Below are 18,726 nucleotides of genomic sequence, written 5' to 3'. Positions count from 1 at the left end.
GTCTCACTTGAGGGTGAGTTCGACCGGGCAGTGGTCGGAGCCCGTCACCTCGGCGAGGATGGCCGCCGACTTCATTGACTTGGCCATGTCGGCATCGACCCCGAAGTAGTCGATGCGCCAACCGACATTTCGCGAGCGGGCCCCGCCGCGGTAGCTCCACCATGAGTAGGCGTTTTCGAGATCGGGGTGAAAACTCCGGAAGCTGTCGATGAATCCGGAGTCGAGCAGTTGCGTGAATCCCTCCCGCTCCTCGTCAGAGAAGCCGGCGCTGCGACGGTTCTGCGCCGGGCGGGCGAGGTCGATTTCCCGGTGTGCCACGTTGAGGTCGCCGCAGAAGATGACCGGCTTTCCTCGTCCCCGGAGCTCCCCGAGGTAGGCCCGGAAGGCCGTGTCCCAGTCCATGCGGTAAGGAAGGCGGCGCAATTCGTTCTGCGCGTTGGGCGTGTAGACGTTGACCAGCCGGAACTCGTCGAATTCCAGCGTGATCACGCGTCCTTCGCTGTCGTGTTCGGGTCGTTGCATCCCGACTTCGACGGACAGGGGTTCGGTGCGGCTGAAGACCGCCACGCCGGAGTATCCGGGTTTCTCGGCGGAGTTCCAGAAGCCGTGATAACCACCGAACTCCAGCGGCAGTTGCACCTGATCCGGCCGGGCCTTGGTTTCCTGGAGGCAGAGGACATCCGGCGCGGTGGTCTGGAGAAAGTCGCCAAGTCCCTTGCCGAGACACGCGCGGATGCCGTTGACATTCCAGGAAACGAGCTTCATGCGGCAAGGCTGAGGGTCGACCTTCGAACTGAGAAGTGCCAATTTCTCCGATGCGGCGCGGTGCCGGATCGAGCTCAAAAGAAAAAGACCGCGGCCGGAGCGGCGCGCGGTCTTTTCGAGAGGATGGTTTCAGGCGGATCAGCGCTTGGAGAACTGGAAGCGCTTGCGGGCACCGGGGCGTCCGGCCTTCTTGCGCTCCTTCATCCGCGGGTCGCGGCGCATGAAGCCACGCGGCTTGAGTTCCTTGCGAAGCTCGGGCTCGAAGATGGTGAGTGCGCGGGACACCGCGTGGCGGATCGCTTCCGCCTGGGCCTGGAGTCCGCCGCCCTTGACGATGACATCCATGTCGAAGCGGTTCAGGAGGTTGGCGGTCTGCAAGGGAGCGAGAACCGCGCCCTGAAGAGCAAGAGTGGGGAGGTAGTCCTCAAAGCCCCGGCCGTTGATCGTGATCTTGCCGCTACCTTCGGCGAGGCGGGCGTGGGCGACCGCGGTCTTGCGACGACCGGTGGCGGCGAGAGTTTGGGTGGCTGCTGCTGCGCTCATGTTTCAGTGGTGGAGAGTGGTGTCTCGGGGGATGAAATTCAGGCGACCTCGTAGGCCGCCGGTTGCTGGGCTTCGTGGGGATGCTCCGGTCCGGCGTAGACCTTGAGCTTGCCAAGCTGGGCCCGCCCGAGGCGGTTCTTCGGGATCATTCCCTTCACGGCCCGCTCGACGAGGAGCACCGGGCGGCGCTTGCGAACCATGCGGGGGGTCTCGACCTTCTGGCCGCCGACGTAGCCGCTGAAGCTGGTGTAAATCTTCTCCCGCTCCTTGTTGCCGCTCAGGCGCACCTTGTCGGCGTTGATCACGATCACGAAATCACCGGTGTCGATGTGGGGTGTGAAGATCGGCTTGTGCTTGCCACGCAGGAGGCGGGCAGCTTCCACGGCCACCTGACCGAGGATTTTGTTTTCGGCGTCGATCACGAACCACGTGCGTTCGACGTCGGAGGGCTTGGCGGAGAAAGTCTTCATGATGATCAATAGAAAGGCCTGCGGAAGGCGACAAAACCCCCCTGCTCGGAAGGGCGGGCAAGCTAGGGAGCCGGGTTCAGGGTGTCAATCGGAAATCCGTGGGTTTCCGCACCCCGGATTGAACTCACCGTTTTACCGGATCTCCAAGGAATTCCGGAGTTTTCCGATTGAAACGCCGCCGCCGATCCGCAAGCCTGCCACCGGAGAGGGCGCGAGACGTCCTGCCCACAGCAATTCATGAGTAATCGAGGAAGAGGGAGAGGCGGACGCCCGGGTGGTCGACGCCGCAGGCGCAACGATCTGGATCGTCGCAACAAGCTGGTCAATGATGACGGCGAAGAGAAGGCCGTCGAAGTCGAGGGCGTGATCACCTCGGTTCTGGCCGGCACCCAGTTTCGGGTGGAGTTGCAAAGCGGCCACGAGGTGCTCGCGCACATTTCGGGCAAGATGCGCAAGCGCTTCATCCGCCTGGTCGTCGGCGACCGGGTGAAGATGGAGATGTCGCCCTACGACGTCACCAAGGCCCGGATCGTCTACCGGCTGGGCTGAGGCGGTTGCCGGAGTCCGGGATCAGGTCGCGGCTTCGGTGAAGCTTTCCAGGGTCTCGGAGGCGGGGGCCTTGCCGCGGCGCTCGATTTCGATCTCGCCGAAGACTCCGGTCTGGCGCAGGACGAACTGGTTCATCTTCATCAGTTCCAGCACCGCCAGGAAGGTCACGATGACCTCGGACTTGGTCGTGGCATCCTCGAAGAGTTGGTCGAAGCGGCAGGCCTGACCCGATGCGAAGCGGTCGAGCAGCATCTCGATCTTGTCGGCCACGGTGAAGCGGTCGTCGACGATGTCACCCAGTTCGTGCGACTCCTCGAAGCGCTTGAGGACGTTCTGGAAGGCGCGGATCAGGTCGAAAATCGAGACTTCGGCGAGGGGGGGTGGCTCGGGATCCACCTCCGGCTTCTCAGGTTGCAGGGCGAAGCGGTCCGCCTGCTCCACTTCGCGCCGGCTGAGGATGCTGGCGGCGTCCTTGAATTTCTTGTACTCGATCAACTGCCGGATCAGCTCCCACCGCGGGTCGTCCTCCTCGGCCTCTTCGTCCGGCGGCTGTTCCTGGCGCGGCAGCAGCGTGCGGCTTTTCAGATACATCAGGTTGGCGGCCATGACGATGAATTCGGCAGCCAGATCGATGTTGAGAAGGCGGAACGTCTCGATGTAGCGGAGATACTGGCCGGTGATCCGGGTGATCGAAATGTCCTGAATGTCGACCTCGTCCTTTTTGATCAGGTAAAGGAGCAGGTCGAGCGGACCCTCGAAAATATCCAGCCGGACCTTGTAATCGTTGCCTTCCACGCCGAGAGAGCTAGGGGATGACCCCGGCTTGTGCTAGGGGAAATTTACCTCGCAAGCAAACATCGGGATCGCTCTAATTCGCGGGCCTTCAGTCTTATGGAAACGCAGAATCCCCAGGAATTCAACCAGCGCCTGAACCAGTGGATTGCCAGCCAGGGGTTCTGGTTCCAGCTGCGCCACTCGATGTCGAGCGGCGGGGGGTGGTCGGCGACCCTGTTCCACCTCATGCGGCTGCTTGTCCGGATCGCGATCGTGCTGGCATTGGTCGGGCTCGGATTCTTCTACTACCTGGTCAAGCGGGTGGATTCGGCCGGTTTTCGGACCTCGATTCGTGCCGGGTTCGAGGAAGCACTGAATGCCTCAGATGCCAAGATCTCCGGGTTTCGGAGGGTCCAAGGCCAGGCGATGGTCCGGCGGGTGGGTGCGACGGGAACGGAGGAGTCCTTCTTCCAGTCGCTGGAGGCCGGGAACCTGCAGTTCGACATGGGATTTCTTGACGGTGTGACCCACGGCTGGGAGGCCGGGGTGATCAAGATGAACTGGCTCGACGCCGAAATCCGCGCCGGGGCCAATTCCGAAGAGTCGGGAGCGGCGGGAATCGAGAGTGTTTTCGCGGAGTATCCGGGTTTTGTGGTGCAGGGGCTTGAGGTGACCAATGCCCGTCTGACCTGGGGGTATTCCGAACGGACCTTCGGCGGGATCACGGGAAGCCGCATGGTCGCAACCCGCACCGCGGGTGGCTGGCGGCTCCGCTTCCGGGGAGGATATTTTTCACAGAACTGGATCCGGAGGTTCGACATCGATCAACTGGTCATCTTCTGCAGCCCCGACGGCCTCGTGGTCGAGGAGGGAATGCTGAGTGCGGGTGACGGCACCGTGCGCTTTGAGAATGTCGAGGTGGGTGGCTCCAGCGAGCTGCCGGAACTCTCGGGGACTCTCATTTTCGAGAGGATTCCCCTGAGTTCGGTCCTCCCTCCCAATGTTCATGAGATGGTCGAGGGAAGCTTCTCCGGCGAGTTCGAGATCGGGGGGTCGACCAATTCCACCGAAGGACTGACATTTTCCGGATCGGGAAATCTGGACGGCCCGGAGTCGATCTCGATCCGCAGCGAGCTGCATCTGTTCGAGGCGCTTGACGTGGTCGACGTGTTCAACAGTTACAAGCGTGTCGATTTCGACCAAGGCAGCTTCGAACTCTACACGCAGTCCGGCGAGTTGGTGTTGTCGCAGCTCAACCTGGTGGCCCGCGACCTGATGGAGGTGCAGGGCCGGATCACGGTTCGCCGGCCTCAGGACGACGAACTCGAGCGGTTGTTCGGAGTCGCTGCCATGGCCGACGGTCTGGCCGGGGGACTCGCGGCCGAGAAGGAAAAGGAACTTCGGATGAGCCTGAAGAAAGCGGGTCAGGCATCCAAGGAGGATGAGGAGAACGAGGCCGTCGATCCGGAGGAGGTCGGTTTCTTCGACGACATTGCCGACGAACGCCGGCTCCGCCGGGATGCGATGGACCGTGCTCGAAATCTCTTCGTCTTCGATGGTGGTGTGAGGATCATGATCCCCGGCGACGCCTTCGAGAGATCCCGCGAGTTGCGCGAGCGTTTTCCGGTCGACCAGGCCAGCGGCCGGGTCGGGGTGGACGTTCCGCTGCAGGGGACGCTCGGCAACATCACGCTCGAACTCGCCGAGGAGATCCTCAGCCGGGGTGCCAGCGATTGATGGCCGGAGGGCCGACCTGCCCTGGCAGGCATCGCGACTACGCCGGATTTTTCCGCGGCGCGAGGCCCAGGCTGGCGTAGATCTCCCGCGTCGCGGCGCTCTTGTTGAGCGTGTAGAAGTGGATTCCGTCGACCCCTTCGTCGAGGAGACCGGTGGCCTGCTCGGCGGCGTGGTGGATGCCGACGCGCGCCACGGACTTCGGATCGTCCCCGGCCCGGTCGAGCGCCCGGAGCAGGCGGGCGGGAAAGCGTGCCCCTGCCGCGAGGTCGGCCATGCGGCTCATTCCCTTGGTACTCGTCACCGGCATCAGTCCCGCAATGACCGGGACGTCGATCCCGGCGTGGCTGCAGCGATCACGGAAGTCGAGGAAATCTCGGTTGTCGAAGAACAGCTGGGTGCAGATGTAATCGGCCCCGGCATCCACCTTCGCCTTGAGATGGTCGAGTTCCATCAGCCGGTTGGGGGTGGCGGGATGCCCTTCAGGGAAGCCCGCGACCCCGATGCCGAAGCCCCGCGGATCGGGATGGCGGCCGCTGGCATTGAACCGCTGGATGAACCTCACCAGGTCCGAGGCGTGGCGGAAGTCGGAGTCGGACCAGTCGTAATCCGGCTGGTCCTTCGGGGGGTCGCCCCGCAATGCCAGGATGTTGGCGACGCCCGCCTCGGCGTAGCGTTCGAGGATGGACTGGATTTCCGCCTCGCTGTGCCCGACGCAGGTCAGGTGGGGAATGGGCGGGATTCCGGTGGTTTCCTTGATGCGGACGACCAGGTCGTGCGTCGCGTCCCGGGTCGTCCCTCCCGCCCCGTAGGTCACCGAAACGAACGACGGGTCGTAGCTTTCGAGATCGACGATCGTCTGGTAAAGTTCACCCCACGCGGCTTCGGAGCGCGGTGGAAAAAATTCGAAGGAAAAGGACGGGCGGCGTTGGCTGAGAATGTCCGAAATGTGCATGAAGAAGGTGGCGGAGAATGAACTGGTCGATGCCCGCTCCGCGAACAAAAATTCCCGGGTGGGCCGCAACCATGAACGCTGCCGCGGGTTCACCCTGCTGAAACCGGCATGACCGGAATTTCCACTGCGATGAAGCTTCCGACACTGACTCTTGGTTTGTTGATCGTCTGCGCCCCGGCCTTTGCCAAGGTGGGGGACGGGGATCGGGACCGTGACCGCCCGCGAAACGGCGGGGGAGGGGGCCATTTCCTCCGGGGCGCCGACAAGGATGGGGATGGTGCCGTGTCGTTCGAAGAGTTCTCGAGTCTTGAGCGTTTGGCAAAGCTCCCGGAAGAGAAGCGCAGGGCGCTGTTCGCCCGCCTCGACAAGGATGGCGACGGATTCATCCGAAGGGGTGAGCTTCCCAAGCCGCCCGAGGGCAAAGGGAACCGGCCGCCGCTCGCCATGCGACAACTGGATACCAACCGCGACGGTTCGGTGGATTATGCGGAGTTCCTGGAGGGTCCGTTTGCCAAGCGGATGCCGGAAGAGCGCCGCCGTCCGTTTTTTGACCGACTGGACCGGAATGGAGATGGAAAAATCTCGCCGGAAGACCGCCCCCGCGGGGCGGATCGCGATGGCAGGGACCATCCCGGGCCACCGGACATGCAGGGATTGTTTCCCCGACTGGATGCCAACAAGGACGGATTCCTCGACTTCGAAGAGTTCCGCAAGGCCCCGGGAATCGAGCGCCTCGGCGAAGATGCGCAGGAGGACCGGTTCGAGGAAATCGACAAGAACGGCGACCTCAAACTGGATCCCTCCGAGATGGATGAAGCCCGCCCCGGGCCTGACCGCGGGCGGGGTCCCCGTGACGGCAAGCCGGATCGCCGACCGGACAAAAGGCCCGGTCCCCCGGATCGCCCCGGTCCCCCGGATTCCCATCCTCCGATGATGGAGGAAGGAGCCTGATGCCGGTGCCAGGGTTTACTTGTAGGAGCGCACCGACGGCTTGACCGTCTCCCACTCGAGCTCCTCCTTGTGGAGAACGGGTGCTTGGTCGGTGCCCTTGTATTCCCAGGCCGAGACGTGGCAGAACTCCTCGTCATTGCGCTTCGCTTCGCCGGCGGAGAGGTAACCAGACTTCACCACCTCGTCCTCTTCGGTGTATTGGTGCTCCTCGCGGAAGTGGCCTCCGCAGGATTCCTCCCGCTCGCGGGCATCGAGGCACATCACCTCGGCAAACTCCAGGAAGTCGGCCACCCGGCCGGCCTTCTCGAGTTCCATGTTGAGTCCGCTGCCGGAGCCGGTCACGCGGACGTTTTCCCAGAACTCCTCGCGGATGGAGGGAATCTTCTCAAGAGCCTCGTTCAAGCCTTCGCGATTCCGGGCCATGCCGCACTTGTCCCAGACCAGGAGGCCCAGCTCGCGGTGGAAGGAGTCGACCGAGCGCTTGCCCTGGATGCTGATCAGCTTCTTCGTCTGCGCGGTCACATCCTCGGTGACCTTCTTGAATTCCGGGTGGTCGGTCGTGACGGCTCCGGGCGTCTGGGTCGAAAGATAGACCGCGATGGTCGACGGGATGACGAAATACCCGTCGGCCAGGCCCTGCATGAGGGCCGAGGCTCCGAGCCGGTTCGCCCCGTGGTCCGAGTAGTTCGCCTCACCGAGGACATGCAGGCCCGGCACGTTGGACATGAGGTTGTAGTCCACCCATAGGCCGCCCATCGTGTAGTGCACGGCGGGATAGATCTGCATCGGCGTCTTGTAGGGGTTGGTGCCGGCGATCTTCTCATACATCGTGAAGAGGTTGCCGTAGCTGGCGCGGATCTTGTCTTCGCCGAGTCGCTGGATCGAGTCGCGGAAATCGAGGAACACGCCGAGGCCGGTTTTGGCCACGCCACGCCCCTCGTCGCAGACCTCCTTAGCCGAGCGTGAGGAAATGTCGCGCGGCGACAGGTTGCCGAAGGAAGGATACTTGCGCTCCAGATAGTAGTCGCGGTCCTCTTCCGGGACGTCTCCGGGATCGATTTCGCCCTTGCGGATCTTCTCGGCGGTGTCCGGCGATTTCGGCACCCAGATCCGGCCGTCGTTCCGCAGCGACTCGGACATCAGCGTCAGCTTCGACTGATAGTCGCCGCTGACCGGGATGCAGGTCGGGTGGATCTGCGTGTAGCAGGGGTTGGCGAAGAGCGCCCCCTTTCTGGCCGCGCGCCAGGCGGCGGTGACGTTGCAGCCCTTGGCGTTGGTCGAGAGGAAGAACACGTTGCCGTAACCGCCCGTGGCGAGAATCACGGTGTCGGCGGCATGGCTCGAAATCTCGCCGGTGACCATGTCGCGGACGACGATCCCCTTGGCGTGGCCGTCAACCATCACGATGTCGAGCATCTCGGTGCGTGGATACATTTCCACGCCTCCGTTGGCGATTTCCTTGTTGAGCGCCTGGTAGCAGCCGATCAGCAGTTGCTGCCCGGTCTGGCCCGCCGCGTAGAAGGTCCGCTTGACCTGCGCCCCCCCGAACGAGCGGTTGTCGAGCAGTCCGCCGTATTCGCGGGCGAAGGGAACCCCCTGGGCGACGCACTGGTCGATGATGTTGTTCGAGACTTCGGCCAGTCGGTAGACGTTGGCCTCGCGCGAGCGGAAGTCACCGCCCTTGATGGTGTCGTAGAACAGGCGGTAGATCGAATCGCCGTCGTTCTGGTAGTTTTTTGCGGCGTTGATCCCGCCTTGGGCGGCGATCGAGTGGGCACGCCGGGCACTGTCCTGGTAGCAGAAGCACTTGACCTTGTAGCCCAGCTCGGAAAGTGACGCGGCCGCGGCGCCGCCGGCGAGGCCGGACCCGACCACGATCACGGAAAACTTCCGTTTGTTGGCTGGATTGATCAGCGCCGAGTCCTGCTTGTGCTTCGACCATTTCTGGTCGATCGGGCCCGAGGGAACTTTGCTATCGAGAACAATGGACATGGAATTTTAGGAGCCGAATTTGAAGATTTGAATGGCGACTGGAATGGAGACGAAGCCGATCCAGATCAATGCCGCGTAGCCGACGCTGAGAACGTCCAGCGGCTTGGCGGTCTTCCTGGAGCGGAGTCCGAGCGTCTGGAACATCGACTGGACGCCGTGGGAAAGGTGGGAGCACAGCAGGGTGATGGCGATGAGGTAGAAAAGCGTCGCCGGCCACCAGTTGAAGCCGTCGATGACCATCTGCCATGCGTTGTGCCGCGTGATCTCCTCGCCGCCTCTGACCACGACTTCCTTGTAGCGGTCCGCGGTGTTGTACTCGTTGCCCCACCGCACGGTGAAGTGGAGGAGGTGATAGATCACGAAGGCCAGGATCGTGAGGCCGGTCCAGACCATGATGAGCGAGGACTTCTTCGCCTGGATCGTGCTCTTGAACTCGTACTGTTGCCGCGCGGCGCGGTTCTGTCGGGTCAGCGAGACCGTGGCCGCGATGTGGATCACGATCGCCGCCAGCATCACGATCCGGAAAATCCAGATCCCGGCACCGTGCAGCATGTCGTGGAGGAAATAGGCATAGTCATTGAAGGCCTCCGGACCCGCGTAGACGAGCAGGTTGCCGGTCAGGTGCCCGGCGAGGAAGAGGGTCAGGATGACACCGGTGACCGCGACGAGGTATTTGCGGCCGATGGTGGATCTCCAGACTCGGTCGATGATCTGTGAGCAGGAAGCGGTGGAACTCATGGGCGGGGTGGAATGATCGGAATCCGTCTACGCGGGAGATAACTAGGAAGCGCTCGGCATCCGCGCAAGAGGAGAGTCTGCGGATGCAGCGAAATGCACGGAAAAGCGTGCTCGGTGCGGATTGGCGGCACCTCAGAAAGGCTTGGCGAGTCCGAGGAAGGCGGCAACGGTCCCGAGGGCGAGGCAGATGCCGAGCAAGATGCCGGGAGGAAGCACCTTCCGCCGGGATAATGCGGGAGCGACGCCGAGGACCAGCCAAAGGAGGATTTTCACGTGCCACCAACCTCCGCTGCCGGTCAGTTTCAGGCTGAAAAGAAGGTGCAGCCCGAAGAGGAGAACGACGAGCAAGGAGGCGCCGTGAAGGATGGTGGCCATCTTGCGGTGCTTCTCGGAATCACCGAGGCAAATGGCACCCAAGGCGGCGAAAACCCCGAGGACGCCGGCCACATGGAGGGTCTGGAAGAGGAAGTAGCTCATGGGTGCAGGTTGGACAACGGACCTCACCGGGCAAGGCAAACCGGGGTTTTGAGCCGATGATTGCGGCATCGGGTCGGGCCCCGAAATTTCCGCAAAATTGATGTTGCACGGGGCGGAGTGGATTCCTAGCGTCCGCCCACGCCGCGAGGCGCGCTACCGGGAGCGGTAGTTCAGTTGGTTAGAACGCCGGCCTGTCACGCCGGAGGTCGCGGGTTCGAGTCCCGTCCGCTCCGCCACTTTTCCTCAATCAAGCTGTCCTTTCGGGACGGCTTTTTTGTTTTGGGCGGTGCGAGTCGCCCTGCGGACGGGACGAGAACCCCCGCCGACGCCATGCGAAGCATGGCACGAGGCGTTCCGGGTTTGAATGCAGGCAGCCGAACACCGGGAGGCGATCCGCTTGTCCGCGCGTGGCGCGGCCAGCTGGCATGGCCGGAGCGCAGCGGTGGCAATCCCGTCCGCTCCGCCACTTTTTCAATGCACTGGAACAATTTTCATTCCGGGCCAGACTGCCGCAAGCGATGAGCGATTGGAAACTCTGGAAGGCGACCGCGGCGGGTGTTCTGGCCGAGCGACGGCTGCGACGGCGTGCGCTCACGGGATTCGCGGCGACCTTGCTCGGGATGTTCGCGCTCGGGCTTTGGGGGATCGACGGTTGGTTGTCGGACTCCGTCTGGCGATTCGCCATCTACTGGCTCTTCTGCGCCGGTCTGGCCCTCTTCGTCATGCTGTTCGCGCTCTACGACGCCCTTGCGGCGCTGCGTGAGGAACGCGACCGGTGAGGGTAACCTACTCGTCTTCGGAGTCGACGATTGGATGGCCGACGATATCGTGACCGAGGATCTTCTCGTAGGTCCGGATGTATTCGGCGGCGGTCGCGTTGTGGTTGAAGCGGCCCTTGGCCTCGCGCATGATCCGCTGAATGTGCTCCTCCTTCTCGATCACGGGGCGGCGGTGGAAATTCATCGCCTGATCGATGGCCCAGCGCAGGCCGCCGGAGTCGAAGACATCGAAACGGAAGCCGTTGCCGCGGGCTCGCTCGAGGTCGAGCGGTTCGACGGTGTCGTGGAGCCCGCCGGTGTTGTGGGCGATGGTGAGCGCGCCGTATTTCGGGGCGATCATCTGCGGCAGCCCGCAGGGCTCGAAGGAGGAGGGCATGAGCACGAAGTCCGCCGCCGCGTAACCGAGGTGGGAAAGGCCCTCGTCGAAGTCGCGCACGGCGACGCGATCATGCAAGCCGTACATCTCGACGATCTCGTGGAAATAGCGCTGGTGAGCCCCGCTGGCGATCACCGCGATCTGCAGCAGGTCGTGGTCGTAGGCCTCGATGACTTCGTGAAGGATGTCGGTGACGAGTTGGCAGCCCTTCTGGACCGGGTCGAGTCGGGACGGCCAGAACAGCAGCGGCGAATCGGGGGCGTGCTTCAGGCCCAGTTCGTGTTGCAGGCGCATCTTGTTGGCCCGCTTTCCGGCCATCACGGTATCCACCGAAAAATGGTCCTCGATGTATTCGTCGCGGACCGGATTGAAGGTTGGGTCGGGCGCGTTGAGGATTCCCGTCGCGCAGCCGGCGTGGCACTTGGCTCGGAGTTCGTGCTGGATGTGCGCCGGAATGTGCGAATGCAATCCATCGACGACCTCGCTGAGAAACTTCGGGCTGACGGTGTTGACGTGGTCGGCGGCGAAGATGCCGCTGGTAAGCAGGTCGACGGCGTTGTGACTACGGCTTTCCTCGTAGTTGTAGGGAGGGCGCTCGAAGTAGAGGTGCTTCCAGAAGTCCGCGGCGTCGATGCCGCGGTCCTCGATCTCCTCCATCGTCGTCCTTTCGGTGTGGATGTTGTGGAGGGTGAAGAGCGACTTGATGCCGAAACGCTTGGCGACCGGGGGGATCAGGCCGGTCATCCAGTCGTTGCAGTGCACCAGATGGGGACGCACCTGGGGAAGGATGTGGTTGATGACCTCGCGCTGGAAGGCGAGGGCCACCAGGTGGTTCTCCGAGGCGCTGTAAACCCGTGAGCGGTGGTAGAACACCCGGTCTTCGGCGAGGTGGATGCGTTGCTCCGGGAGCGCCCGGCTGACCTTGCTGTACTCGAGGTCGTGGACCTGGGCGACGTCGAGGTGGAACATCCGGCGGTAGTTCGGCAGCGCCACATGGACGTCGGCCCCCTGGTCGTAGAGGGCCTTGACCAGGGATGCGGACACGTCCGCCATGCCGCCGGCCTTGGCCGACATCCGCTGGGCGAGGTTGCCCATGCCGGGTGGCAGGTAGGTGATCTCCGGAGTGACGACGAGGATTCGCGGACGCTCATTCGGGGAGGGGGATGTCGGAGCTTTGACCATGAAGCGGCGCGAAGATACGTGGGTGCGAAATACAGGCAAAGGTCAAAGCGAGCCCAGCCGAGGAATTTCCCGCTCCCGTTTGCTCTTGCGGGGCTGCGGGGCGGGCGGCATGGATGGCCCATGACTTCCGACCTGGAGCAACTTTTCGGCTTCTTGCGCTTTCCGAGCATCTCGACCGATTCGCGTCATTCCGCCGACGTCCGGGCCTGTGCCCGGTGGCTTGTGCGGACGGCCGAGGACTTCGGCTTCGAGGCATCCCTGCACGATACCCCCGGCCATCCGGTGGTGCTTGCCCGAAACGTGCATCGCGAGGGCCGCCTGAATGTCCTGATCTACGGCCACTATGACGTGCAGCCGGTCGATCCGTTGGACCTTTGGGAGAGCGCTCCTTTCGAGCCGGAGATCCGCGATGGCCGGATCTGGGCGCGGGGATGTGCCGACAACAAGGGTCAGATGCTGGCCCACCTGATCGGGGCGGGGAAGACCCTCCGGGAAAGTGGCGACCTTCCCGTGAACCTGACCTTCCTGTTCGAGGGCGAGGAGGAGATCGGCAGCCCCAACCTGGCACCGTTCCTCAGGGATCACCGCGAAGAACTGGCCTGCGACGTGATTGCCGTCTCGGACACCGGCATGGTGGCGCCCGGGGTGCCGACGATGGACTACGGCCTGCGGGGCATCGCCTGCTGTGAGGTCATCCTGCGGGGCCCGGAAAGGGACCTGCACTCGGGGCTTTTCGGGGGTGCGGTGGCGAATCCGGCGACGGCGGTGGGCCGGTTGATCGCCAGCCTGCACGATGCCGACGGGCGCATTCAGGTCGAGGGGTTCTACGACGATGTCCGCGAGCTTGAAGCGTGGGAGCGCGAGATGTGGGCGAAGGTTCCCGGGGTCTCGGACGGGGATTTTCTGAAAGTCACCGGCTCTCCCTCGCTCTTCGGCGAGAAGGGGTTCAGCCCGGCCGAACAGACCTGGGCCCGGCCGACGGCGGAGGTCAACGGGGTCGGGGGCGGCTACCAGGGCGAGGGCTCGAAGACGGTGATTCCGGCGGAGGCGATGGTGAAGCTCTCGTTCCGGCTCGTCCCCGATCAGGACCCGAAGGACATCATGGCCAAGGTCAAGGGCCACCTCGAGGCTCACTGTCCGGCGGGGGTCACCGTCGAGGTGGTGCCCGGCCACGACGGGAAGCCGTACCTGACCGACCCCAACAGCCGCTTCGGCAAGGCCGCGCAGGAGGCGCTCCGGAACGCGTTCTCGGCGGAACCCGTGATGATCCGCGGGGGTGGCAGCATTCCCATCGTGCAGGACTTCCGGGAGATTCTTGGAGCCGACACCCTCCTTCTTGGTCTTGCTTTGTCCGACGCGCAGATCCATTCACCCAACGAGAACTTTCCGGTCGAGAACTTCGAAGCCGGAATCCGCCTGAACCGGGCGTTGCTCGAAGCCCTTTCCAAGACCCGCGATGTCTGACACCACGAAATCAAAAAACGACTTCATCCGCGAGATCATTGCGGAGGATCTCGAAAGCGGAAAACATGCGACCACGATCACGCGCTTCCCGCCGGAGCCGAACGGCTACCTGCACATCGGTCACGCCAAGGCGATCTGCCTGAACTTCGGCATCGCCCGCGAGAACGCCGGCAGCGGCGCACGCTGCCACCTGCGCTTCGACGACACCAATCCCGAGAAGGAAGAGGTCGAGTACGTCGAAAGCATCAAGGAGGACGTCGCGTGGCTCGGCTTCGACTGGGGCGGGCACCTCTATTATGCCAGCGACTATTTCGAGTTCTTCCACGACTGCGCGGTGGCGCTGATCGAAAAAGGGCTGGCCTACGTCGACGAGCAGACCCCCGAGCAGATCAAGGAAACCCGCGGCAACCTCCAGACGCCCGGCACGCCCTCGCCTTACCGGGATCGTCCGGTGGCGGAGAGTCTCGACCTCTTCGCCCAAATGCGGGCGGGTGATTTCAAGGAAGGCGAGGCGGTGCTGCGGGCGAAGATCGACATGGCCTCGTCGAACATGGTCATGCGCGACCCGGTGATCTACCGGGTGATCCACTCGCCGCACCACAACACCGGCGACGCCTGGTGCATCTATCCGATGTATGACTTCGCGCATCCGCTCGAGGACGCGCATGAGCACATCACGCATTCGCTGTGCACGCTCGAGTTCGAGATCCACCGGCCGTTCTACGACTGGGTGATCGAGCATTGTCCGGTGCCGGCACGGCCGCGCCAGATCGAGTTCGCGCGGCTGAACCTGACCTATACGGTGATGAGCAAGCGCAAGCTGCTGACCCTGGTGAAGGAAGGACACGTCGAAGGCTGGGACGACCCGCGGATGCCGACGCTCAGCGGCCTGCGGCGGCGCGGCGTGCCGCCAGAGGCGATTGTGAAATTCTGCGAGCGGATCGGGATCACCAAGTTCAACGGGACGACCGATGTCGCGCTGCTCGAGTTCGAAATCCGCGATTTCCTCAACCGGGAGGCGCAGCGCCGGATGGCGGTGCTGGATCCGGTGAAGGTCGTGCTGGAGAACTACGAGGAAGGTCGTAGCGAGGAAGTGGACGTGGTCAACAACCCGGAGAAGCCGGAGGAAGGCAGCCGCAAGGTGAAGCTGGGCCGCGAGCTGTGGATCGAGCGTGACGATTTCATGGAGGATCCGCCGAGGAAATTCTTCCGTCTCGGTCCCGACCGCCACGTGCGGCTGCGCGGCGGCTACATCATCAAGTGTGTCGGCTTCGAGAAGGGCGAGGACGGCGAGATCACCGAGATCCGCTGCGAGTATCTTCCGGACACGGTGGGCAGGGACGCGCCCGAGGGGGTGCAGTGCAAGGCGGCGATCCACTGGGTTTCTGCGGAGTTCGGCGCCGAGGCGGAAGTCCGGCTTTATGACCGGCTGTTCACCGAGGAAGATCCCGATGGGGCCGAAGGCGGCTTTGTTTCGGTGCTCAATCCGGAATCGAAGCAGACCGTCATGGCGCGGGTCGAGCCCTCGCTGGCCGGGGTCGAGCCGGAGTGGCGCTGCCAGTTCGAGCGGCTCGGCTATTTCGTCGCCGACCGCCGGGATCACGTGCCCGGCGAACGGCCGGTATTCAACCGCACCGTCGGGCTGCGAGATTCGTGGGCGAAGAAGAAGTAGGCATGGTTCGCGACGAAGAATTGCAGGCGGCTGCCCGTGCGGCGGGCGTCGGCGAGGGCGAGCGGCACATCTTCCTGTGTGCGGACCCTTCGAAGCCGAAGTGCTGCAATCCGGTGGACGGAGTCCGGTCGTGGGATCATCTCAAGCGTCGGCTCGGCTCGCTGGGACTCGGCGCTCCGAGAATCCTCCGCACCAAGGCCGACTGCCTGCGGGTGTGCATCGCGGGCCCGGTGGCGGTGGTTTATCCCGAGGGTGTCTGGTACCACTCGTGCACGCCCGAGGCGCTGGATCGGATCATCGACGAGCATCTGGTTCAGGGCCGCCCGGTAAGGGATCTGATCCTCGACGGTGGAAATCGCGAGTGACGGCCCCGCCCGGCGTGGATAGAAGTCCGGCGACTTGATGAAGATCGGAATCGCGCAGATCAATGCGGTGGTCGGGGATTTCCCCGGGAACGCCAAGCGCCTGCTCCAGGCCTACCGGGAGTGCCTCGAGAAAGGGGCGGAACTGGTGGTGAGCCCGGAGATGGGCCTGGTCGGTTATCCGCCGCGCGATCTCGTCTTCAAGAGCCAGTTCGTGCCGAAGTGCCTGCAGGCGCTCGACTACCTGGCCACTGAGATCGGGGAGGTGCCCTTTCTCGTCGGCTACGTCGATCACCATGAGTCGGATCAACCCGGGAAGCCTTTCCGCAACGCGGCGGCGTGGTTGGAGAGGGGCGAGGTGCGGGCGAAGCGGTGGAAGACGCTGCTGCCGACCTACGATGTGTTCGACGAGCGTCGCTATTTCGAGCCGGCCGCAGCGTGTGAGCCCGTCGAGTGGCGCGGCCGCAAGATCGGCGTCACGATCTGCGAGGACATCTGGACCGACGATTATCTCGACCGGCCTTTCTACCGTCGGGATCCGGTGCGGGAGCTGAAGGAAGCCGGGGCGGAGATGATCGTCAACCTCTCCGCCTCACCCTTTCATCTGGGGAAGCCGGAGCAGCGGGAGGAGATGCTGGCATCGGTGGCACGCAAGGCCGCGCTGCCGCTGGTCTACTGCAATGCGATCGCGGCCCAGGACCAGTTGGTGTTCGACGGGCACTCGGTGGTCGTCGGGCCGAGCGGTGAGGTGGTGGCGAAGCTGCCGGGTTTTGAGGAGGCGTGTGAGGTTGTGGACCTGCGGCAGGATGCCGCAGAGACGGTCCCGCGGTCGCGGGTCAGGATGCCGCAGCCACCCTGCGAGCAGCTGTGGCGGGCGCTGGTGCTGGGGCTGCGGGACTATGTGCAGAAGACCGGCTTCGAGACGGTGTGCCTGGGACTCAGTGGCGGCATCGACTCGGCGCTGACGGCGGCGGTGGCGGCCGAGGCGCTGGGTGCGGACAAAGTCCACGGGCTGACGATGCCGAGCCCTTACTCGTCGGGCGGCAGCGTCGCCGATTCCTTCGCGCTGGCGGAGAACCTCGGGATCCGCTGCGACGAGGTGCGGATTTCCGACATCTTCGAAGAGGTGAAGCGCACGATGGCCCCGCTTTTCGTCGGCGAGGCCGAGGATGTGACCGAGGAAAACATGCAGGCCCGGATCCGCGGGTTGCTGCTGATGTCCCTCTCCAACAAGTTCAACCACCTGCTGCTGACGACCGGCAACAAGAGCGAACTGGCGGTCGGCTACTGCACGATCTACGGCGACATGTGTGGAGGTTTGGCGGTGATTTCGGACCTGCCCAAGACCCGGGTTTACGACCTCTGCCGCTGGCTCAACCGGGAGCGGGAGGTCATTCCGTGGAACACGATCGAAAAGCCCCCGAGCGCCGAGTTGCGGCCGGACCAGAAGGACCAGGATAGTTTGCCGGAGTATGATGTTCTGGATGAAATCCTGGAAGCCTACGTTGAACGTCACCTTTCGACCGATGAGATCGTGGATCTCGGGTACGAGGAGGACCTGGTGCGCTGGGTGCAGCGCCGCGTGGACTTGAACGAATGGAAGCGCCAGCAGGCGGCCCCGGGGATCCGGGTGACCTCGAAGGCCTTCGGGATGGGACGGCGGATGCCGATCGTGCAGCGGTTTACAGGGTGAGACGTGGGACCCCCTGAAGGGGGAACTACGAACAGAACAAGCGCGCCAGTGGCGTACGTAGTTCCTCCTTCAGGAGGTCTAATCGATACTCGCCGGCTCAGTAGTCCTCGACGGGCGAGCGGGCGGCGTTCTCGGGGCTTTGCTCGTCGGCGGCGGCCTCGCCGAGGGTGTCGATGCGGAGCTGGCGGACTTCCAGGTCGAGGGCCTGGTGCGCCGCAAGGGTGAAGTCGTCCGGCGGGGCGAGTCGTTGCTTGAAGCGGTCGAGGTTCTCCAAGGCCGGATCCAGTTCCGCGGCCCTGGTGGACTCGAGGGTTCTCAGCGCGTCCTCGGCGGCCTCGAGGCGGTGGCAGATCATGACGAAGTCGTTGCCGGCGCGAACGGCGCGGCGGATCGTTTCCTCCCAAGAGAAGGTGTTGAGGATGGCGCCCATGTCGAGGTCGTCGGTCATCACCAGCCCCCCGAATCCGAGATCGCCGCGGAGGCAGTCGCGGATGACGGCGGTGGAGAGCGACGCGGGGTTCTTCTCCGCGTCGAAGCAGGGGTAGTGGGCGTGTCCGATCATCATGCTGTCGACCTTGTCGGCGAAGTGCCGGAAGACGGCGAGCTCGGTGGCGTCGAGCTCGGCGCGGGAGCGGTCGATGCGCGGGAGGTCGTGGTGGGGGTCGAGGCCGGCGAAGGTGTAGCCGGGGAAGTGCTTGCCGCAGGAAAGGATGCCGTGTTCCGCCATGGCGGCGCGGAAAAGCTCGGCCTTGTCGATCGTTTCTCCGACCGAGCTTCCCCAGCAACGTCCCTTGAGCGAGTTGTCGGCCTCGTCGTCGAAGGAAATGTCGAGCACCGGGCAGAGGTCGAGGTTGAAGCCGAAGAGCCTGAGCAGTCGGCCGGTGAGATTGCCGTGGCGGCGGATGAGTTCGGGCTCGTCGCGGTCACGCAGCTGTTGGGCGCTGGGGGGTTCGTGGCCGATGAGTCGCAGGCGGGAGACGCGCCCTCCCTCCTGGTCGATGGTCACGACCGGTTCGACCGGCGACAAGTCGCGCAGGTCGTCGACGAGCTTCCGCAGTTGCACCGCGGACTCGATGTTGCGGCCGAAGAGGATGTAGCCGCCGGGCTGCAGTTTTTTCAGTCGCGTGGCGGTGGCGGGATCCAGTTCGGTGCCGGGGATGCCGATGAGGAGAAGTTGGTTGGGCTGGCTCACGGCGCGAGGCTGCGCCTCGAAGTTCCAAGTGAGAAGTTCCAAGTGCCAAGGAGGAGAT

At 63.9% G+C, this 18,726-nt stretch carries 18 protein-coding genes and 1 tRNA gene; 9 read left to right on the top strand and 10 right to left on the bottom strand.

Annotation, left to right across the window (positions count from 1 at the left end; all coding sequences use genetic code 11):
- Window positions 1–3 precede the first annotated feature (3 nt).
- The 3 genes from ACG2LG_RS05440 to rplM form a co-directional block, all read right to left on the bottom strand.
- Window positions 4–765: an exodeoxyribonuclease III gene (locus ACG2LG_RS05440; RefSeq protein ID WP_396257032.1), complete on the bottom strand. Its 762-nt coding sequence runs from the start codon at window positions 763–765 to the stop codon at window positions 4–6.
- A gap of 138 nt (window positions 766–903) precedes the next feature.
- On the bottom strand, window positions 904–1,308 hold the full coding sequence (gene rpsI / locus ACG2LG_RS05435; protein ID WP_396257030.1) for a 30S ribosomal protein S9: 405 nt from the start codon (window positions 1,306–1,308) through the stop codon (window positions 904–906).
- Between the two features lie 38 nt (window positions 1,309–1,346).
- Window positions 1,347–1,778: a 50S ribosomal protein L13 gene (rplM, locus tag ACG2LG_RS05430; RefSeq protein ID WP_396257028.1), complete on the bottom strand. Its 432-nt coding sequence runs from the start codon at window positions 1,776–1,778 to the stop codon at window positions 1,347–1,349.
- Between the two features lie 237 nt (window positions 1,779–2,015).
- Between rplM and infA the strand changes: the two genes are divergently transcribed.
- The gene (gene infA / locus ACG2LG_RS05425; RefSeq protein WP_396257027.1) at window positions 2,016–2,327 is read left to right on the top strand and encodes a translation initiation factor IF-1; all 312 of its coding nucleotides are present in this window, start codon (window positions 2,016–2,018) and stop codon (window positions 2,325–2,327) included.
- 21 nt (window positions 2,328–2,348) lie between these two features.
- On the opposite strand, the gene ACG2LG_RS05420 is transcribed toward infA, so the two are convergent.
- Window positions 2,349–3,122: a segregation and condensation protein A gene (locus ACG2LG_RS05420; protein ID WP_396257025.1), complete on the bottom strand. Its 774-nt coding sequence runs from the start codon at window positions 3,120–3,122 to the stop codon at window positions 2,349–2,351.
- Between the two features lie 96 nt (window positions 3,123–3,218).
- On the opposite strand from ACG2LG_RS05420, the gene ACG2LG_RS05415 reads away from it, so the two are divergent.
- Window positions 3,219–4,838, top strand: a complete 1,620-nt coding sequence (locus tag ACG2LG_RS05415; RefSeq protein WP_396257023.1) for a hypothetical protein — start codon at window positions 3,219–3,221, stop codon at window positions 4,836–4,838.
- 37 nt (window positions 4,839–4,875) lie between these two features.
- Here ACG2LG_RS05415 and metF read toward each other — a convergent pair whose 3' ends face one another.
- Window positions 4,876–5,790: a methylenetetrahydrofolate reductase [NAD(P)H] gene (metF, locus tag ACG2LG_RS05410; protein ID WP_396257021.1), complete on the bottom strand. Its 915-nt coding sequence runs from the start codon at window positions 5,788–5,790 to the stop codon at window positions 4,876–4,878.
- A 129-nt stretch (window positions 5,791–5,919) separates the two neighbouring features.
- On the opposite strand from metF, the gene ACG2LG_RS05405 reads away from it, so the two are divergent.
- A complete protein-coding gene (locus ACG2LG_RS05405) occupies window positions 5,920–6,741 on the top strand; it encodes an EF-hand domain-containing protein (RefSeq protein ID WP_396257019.1) in 822 nt (273 codons plus the stop codon).
- A 15-nt stretch (window positions 6,742–6,756) separates the two neighbouring features.
- On the opposite strand, the gene ACG2LG_RS05400 is transcribed toward ACG2LG_RS05405, so the two are convergent.
- The 3 genes from ACG2LG_RS05400 to ACG2LG_RS05390 form a co-directional block, all read right to left on the bottom strand.
- Window positions 6,757–8,727 carry a fumarate reductase/succinate dehydrogenase flavoprotein subunit gene (locus tag ACG2LG_RS05400; RefSeq protein WP_396257239.1) on the bottom strand — a complete coding sequence of 657 codons (1,971 nt, stop codon included), beginning with the start codon at window positions 8,725–8,727 and terminating at the stop codon, window positions 6,757–6,759.
- Window positions 8,728–8,739: 12 nt separating this feature from the next.
- Entirely contained in the window at window positions 8,740–9,471 is a 732-nt protein-coding gene (locus ACG2LG_RS05395) for a succinate dehydrogenase cytochrome b subunit (protein WP_396257017.1), read from the bottom strand.
- A gap of 132 nt (window positions 9,472–9,603) precedes the next feature.
- Window positions 9,604–9,948 (bottom strand): hypothetical protein, encoded by a 345-nt coding sequence (locus ACG2LG_RS05390; RefSeq protein ID WP_396257016.1) that lies wholly within the window; start codon window positions 9,946–9,948, stop codon window positions 9,604–9,606.
- 159 nt (window positions 9,949–10,107) lie between these two features.
- On the opposite strand from ACG2LG_RS05390, the gene ACG2LG_RS05385 reads away from it, so the two are divergent.
- Window positions 10,108–10,184, top strand: a tRNA-Asp gene (locus ACG2LG_RS05385).
- 282 nt (window positions 10,185–10,466) lie between these two features.
- Complete coding sequence (locus tag ACG2LG_RS05380) at window positions 10,467–10,727, top strand: hypothetical protein (protein ID WP_396257015.1); 261 nt, start codon at window positions 10,467–10,469, stop codon at window positions 10,725–10,727.
- A 7-nt stretch (window positions 10,728–10,734) separates the two neighbouring features.
- Here the strand turns inward: ACG2LG_RS05380 and ACG2LG_RS05375 are convergent, their stop codons facing one another.
- Entirely contained in the window at window positions 10,735–12,285 is a 1,551-nt protein-coding gene (locus ACG2LG_RS05375) for a glycogen synthase (RefSeq protein WP_396257013.1), read from the bottom strand.
- Between the two features lie 120 nt (window positions 12,286–12,405).
- Here ACG2LG_RS05375 and ACG2LG_RS05370 point away from each other — a divergent pair, with 120 nt between their 5' ends.
- The 4 genes from ACG2LG_RS05370 to ACG2LG_RS05355 are packed head-to-tail and all read left to right on the top strand — an operon-like array spanning window position 12,406 to window position 17,476.
- Entirely contained in the window at window positions 12,406–13,749 is a 1,344-nt protein-coding gene (locus ACG2LG_RS05370) for a dipeptidase (RefSeq protein WP_396257011.1), read from the top strand.
- Window positions 13,742–15,421 (top strand): glutamine--tRNA ligase/YqeY domain fusion protein, encoded by a 1,680-nt coding sequence (locus tag ACG2LG_RS05365; protein ID WP_396257009.1) that lies wholly within the window; start codon window positions 13,742–13,744, stop codon window positions 15,419–15,421. The genes ACG2LG_RS05370 and ACG2LG_RS05365 overlap by 8 nt, the downstream gene beginning before the upstream one ends.
- A 2-nt stretch (window positions 15,422–15,423) precedes the next feature.
- Window positions 15,424–15,786 carry a (2Fe-2S) ferredoxin domain-containing protein gene (locus ACG2LG_RS05360; RefSeq protein WP_396257007.1) on the top strand — a complete coding sequence of 121 codons (363 nt, stop codon included), beginning with the start codon at window positions 15,424–15,426 and terminating at the stop codon, window positions 15,784–15,786.
- Window positions 15,787–15,823: 37 nt separating this feature from the next.
- Window positions 15,824–17,476, top strand: a complete 1,653-nt coding sequence (locus ACG2LG_RS05355) for an NAD+ synthase (RefSeq protein ID WP_396257005.1) — start codon at window positions 15,824–15,826, stop codon at window positions 17,474–17,476.
- A 97-nt stretch (window positions 17,477–17,573) separates the two neighbouring features.
- On the opposite strand, the gene ACG2LG_RS05350 is transcribed toward ACG2LG_RS05355, so the two are convergent.
- Window positions 17,574–18,668: a glycoside hydrolase family 3 N-terminal domain-containing protein gene (locus tag ACG2LG_RS05350; RefSeq protein WP_396257004.1), complete on the bottom strand. Its 1,095-nt coding sequence runs from the start codon at window positions 18,666–18,668 to the stop codon at window positions 17,574–17,576.
- Between the last annotated feature and the right edge of the window lie 58 nt (window positions 18,669–18,726).

This window comes from Haloferula sp. A504 (genome assembly GCF_044385805.1).
GTDB lineage: Bacteria > Verrucomicrobiota > Verrucomicrobiia > Verrucomicrobiales > Akkermansiaceae > Haloferula.
Note: the sequence above shows the minus strand (reverse complement) of the source record. Positions and strands in the feature narration are given on the sequence as shown.

Bases quoted from the DNA above. Each gene is read 5' to 3' on its own strand.
- ACG2LG_RS05440 (WP_396257032.1), bottom strand. From the start codon at position 765: ATGAAGCTCGTTTCCTGGAATGTCAACGGCATCCGCGCGTGTCTCGGC.
- rpsI (WP_396257030.1), bottom strand. From the start codon at position 1,308: ATGAGCGCAGCAGCAGCCACCCAAACTCTCGCCGCCACCGGTCGTCGC.
- rplM (WP_396257028.1), bottom strand. From the start codon at position 1,778: ATGAAGACTTTCTCCGCCAAGCCCTCCGACGTCGAACGCACGTGGTTC.
- infA (WP_396257027.1), top strand. From the start codon at position 2,016: ATGAGTAATCGAGGAAGAGGGAGAGGCGGACGCCCGGGTGGTCGACGC.
- ACG2LG_RS05415 (WP_396257023.1), top strand. From the start codon at position 3,219: ATGGAAACGCAGAATCCCCAGGAATTCAACCAGCGCCTGAACCAGTGG.
- metF (WP_396257021.1), bottom strand. From the start codon at position 5,790: ATGCACATTTCGGACATTCTCAGCCAACGCCGCCCGTCCTTTTCCTTC.
- ACG2LG_RS05405 (WP_396257019.1), top strand. From the start codon at position 5,920: ATGAAGCTTCCGACACTGACTCTTGGTTTGTTGATCGTCTGCGCCCCG.
- ACG2LG_RS05395 (WP_396257017.1), bottom strand. From the start codon at position 9,471: ATGAGTTCCACCGCTTCCTGCTCACAGATCATCGACCGAGTCTGGAGA.
- ACG2LG_RS05390 (WP_396257016.1), bottom strand. From the start codon at position 9,948: ATGAGCTACTTCCTCTTCCAGACCCTCCATGTGGCCGGCGTCCTCGGG.
- ACG2LG_RS05380 (WP_396257015.1), top strand. From the start codon at position 10,467: ATGAGCGATTGGAAACTCTGGAAGGCGACCGCGGCGGGTGTTCTGGCC.
- ACG2LG_RS05375 (WP_396257013.1), bottom strand. From the start codon at position 12,285: ATGGTCAAAGCTCCGACATCCCCCTCCCCGAATGAGCGTCCGCGAATC.
- ACG2LG_RS05370 (WP_396257011.1), top strand. From the start codon at position 12,406: ATGACTTCCGACCTGGAGCAACTTTTCGGCTTCTTGCGCTTTCCGAGC.
- ACG2LG_RS05365 (WP_396257009.1), top strand. From the start codon at position 13,742: ATGTCTGACACCACGAAATCAAAAAACGACTTCATCCGCGAGATCATT.
- ACG2LG_RS05360 (WP_396257007.1), top strand. From the start codon at position 15,424: ATGGTTCGCGACGAAGAATTGCAGGCGGCTGCCCGTGCGGCGGGCGTC.
- ACG2LG_RS05355 (WP_396257005.1), top strand. From the start codon at position 15,824: ATGAAGATCGGAATCGCGCAGATCAATGCGGTGGTCGGGGATTTCCCC.